The sequence below is a fragment of the Stutzerimonas stutzeri genome (genome assembly GCF_000935215.1).
Classification (GTDB): domain Bacteria; phylum Pseudomonadota; class Gammaproteobacteria; order Pseudomonadales; family Pseudomonadaceae; genus Stutzerimonas.
This window is the reverse complement of the sequence record NZ_JXXD01000293.1, coordinates 1-2,400: the sequence shown is the minus strand read 5'-3', so window position 1 is coordinate 2,400 and position 2,400 is coordinate 1. Positions and strand designations below refer to the sequence as shown.

5 protein-coding genes are annotated in these 2,400 nt (G+C 69.5%); 3 read left to right on the top strand and 2 right to left on the bottom strand.

What is annotated here, in order from left to right; all coding sequences use genetic code 11:
• The 3 genes from LO50_RS22070 to grxD all read left to right on the top strand — a co-directional run.
• On the top strand, positions 1 to 519 hold a 519-nt coding region (locus LO50_RS22070), incomplete at its 5' end, for a nitrogen fixation protein NifQ (protein WP_044316374.1).
• A complete protein-coding gene (locus LO50_RS22065) occupies positions 516 to 875 on the top strand; it encodes a thiosulfate sulfurtransferase GlpE (RefSeq protein WP_037044068.1) in 360 nt (119 codons plus the stop codon). The genes LO50_RS22070 and LO50_RS22065, both read left to right, overlap by 4 nt.
• 4 nt (positions 876 to 879) lie before the next feature.
• On the top strand, positions 880 to 1,212 hold the full coding sequence (gene grxD, locus LO50_RS22060) for a Grx4 family monothiol glutaredoxin (protein WP_037044071.1): 333 nt from the start codon (positions 880 to 882) through the stop codon (positions 1,210 to 1,212).
• 207 nt (positions 1,213 to 1,419) lie between these two features.
• On the opposite strand, the gene LO50_RS22055 is transcribed toward grxD, so the two are convergent.
• Both LO50_RS22055 and LO50_RS22050 read right to left on the bottom strand, forming a co-directional pair.
• Positions 1,420 to 2,157 (bottom strand): adenosylcobinamide-GDP ribazoletransferase, encoded by a 738-nt coding sequence (locus LO50_RS22055; RefSeq protein WP_037044073.1) that lies wholly within the window; start codon positions 2,155 to 2,157, stop codon positions 1,420 to 1,422.
• A gap of 12 nt (positions 2,158 to 2,169) precedes the next feature.
• The coding region (locus tag LO50_RS22050) for a histidine phosphatase family protein (RefSeq protein ID WP_044316373.1) at positions 2,170 to 2,400 on the bottom strand (231 nt) is incomplete at its 5' end.

Sequence of the window (2,400 nt, the reverse complement as noted above, 5' to 3'; positions counted from 1 at the left end):
GACAACCCGGCCTGGCTGGCGCAGATCATCCGCGCCCAGCGCGAAGGCCGCAGCTGCCTGCCGCAGTACCTCGGGCTCGACGCCGTGCAATACGCCGGGCTCCTGGCGCGCCATGGGCTGCGGCCACCATCCCGTAGCGCCGACGAGGCCTTGCTCGGCGAACGCGACGCCCTGCGCGAAGAGTTGCTGGCGCTGCGCCGGGAAGAATGGCAGGCGCTGCACGACCTGCTGCTGGGCGGCCAGGACGACCACGGCGAGCCGGCGATGGCCGCCATCGTCGCCGCCGCCTGCCTCGGTGGCGAACACCTGTGGCGCGACCTCGGCCTGGCCTCACGGGCACAGCTGTACGCGCTGCTGATGCACAACTTCCCGCAGCTGGCCCGGCGCAACACCCAGGACATGCGCTGGAAGAAATTCCTCTACAAACAACTATGCGAACAGGACGGCGGCTACGTCTGCCGCTCCCCTTCTTGTGAAACCTGCCCGACCTATCACGATTGTTTTGGAGAAGAGCAATGAGCGACTACCAACGCATCAGCGTCGAGCAGGCCCAGCGGCTGCTGGCGACCGAAAACACCATGCTGCTGGACATGCGCGATGCCCGCGCCTACTGCCAGGGTCACGACCCGCGCGCCACCCGCCTCAGCGAGCTGAACCTGCGCACGCTGCTCAAGAGCACGCCGAATCATGTCCACCTGATCATCTGTTGCGAGCACGGCCATGCCAGCCGCGACATGGCACAGCTGTTCAGCGACTTCGGCTTCATCAACTGCTACAGCCTGGACGGCGGCTACGAGGCCTGGAAGGCTCGCCCGCAACGGGCCCATGCCACCCCCGGCGCCTACAGCGCCCGCTACGCGCTGGCGATGGAGTGAACGCATGCACGTTCTCGATACCGAAGCACGCATCCGCCAGCAACTCGCCGAGCATCCGGTGCTGCTGTACATGAAGGGCACGCCGGAAGCGCCGGAGTGCGGTTTCTCCCGCGCCGCGGTGGCGGCACTGAAGAACAGCGGCCGGCCGTTCGCCACGGTCAACGTGCTGCTGGCACCGCATATCCGCGAGAAGCTGCCGAAGATCTCACAGTGGCCGACCTACCCGCAGCTGTTCCTGCGCGGCGAGCTGGTCGGCGGTTGCGACATCATCCTCGGCCTGGAAGCCGACGGCAGCCTGGCGGCACAGCTCGATGCCGCCCTCGCGGCGGAAAGCTAGACCGGGGCGAGCGCAGGCTGAGCGTGCCGCGGCGAAGATGATCGCCGGGGCGTGAAAAGACCGATGGCGTGCCTTTGCGCGGCCGGCAGGCCTGCGGCCTGTATCGCCCCGAGGTCGGGCCTCCCACAGGGTCCAGCCTGGTAGGTTGGGTCGAGGAGCATAGCGACGAAGCCCAACATGACACGCCGAACTCAAAGCCAGCCCAACCTACCACCCCACCTGCAGCGCCAGCCCCACCAGCACCGCGCACTCCACCAGCTCGAGCAGCGCGCCGGCGGTGTCGCCGGTGGTGCCGCCGAGGCGGCGGAGCATGGCGCGGCGCGCGAGGAAGAACGTCGCCACGGCCATCAGCAGGGCAACCAGCCCGGATTCACCGAACGGCAGGCAACCGAGGGCGGCCGCTGCCAGCACGCCGCGCGCCCAGCGCCGCGGCAGATTCGCCGCCATTGCCTGGCCGAGGCCATTGGGCCGCACGTAGGCCGTGGTGAGGAACAGCGCCGGCAGCGCCGCGCGTCCCAGCATGGGCGCCAGCAGCAGGGCCAGGTATTGCTGGGCCTGCAGCAGCGCCAGCAATGCGGCGAACTTGAGCAACAGCACCAGTACCAGCACCACCACGGCGACCGGACCGCTGCGCGGGTCCTTCATGATCGCCAGGGTGCGCTCGCGGTCGCCGAAACCGCCGAGCCAGGCATCGGCGCTGTCGGCCAGGCCATCGAGGTGCAGGGCGCCGCTCAGGGCCACCCAGAGCGTCAGCAGCAAGGCTGCCTGCAACAGCGGCGGCACGCCTGCCAGCAGGATGGCACCGAGCCAGAGCAGCGCCCCCAGCAAAGCCCCGACCAGCGGGTAGTAGAGCAGCGAGCGCCCCTGCTGCAACGGCGTGGGCAGCGCGGGCAGGCGGATCGGCAGGCTGGTGAGAAACTGCAGGGCGATCAATAGCGGCAGCATGTCGGTTCCCGTTCAGGCGTTGCCGCCGTGCTCGCCATACGGGCATGGCCGCAAGCGGGCCAGCGGCAGCAGCTCGCCATGCGCCACCGTCACCTCCAGCAAGCGTGCGCGCGGCAGGCCCCGTTGCCGTGCCAGCAGCAGGCGCATCACCCCGGCATGGCCGATCAGCAGCAGGCGCTGGCCGGCGAAGCGGCGCTGCAGGCGCAGCAGGGCAGTCAGTACCCGCCGCTCGAAGTCCGCCAG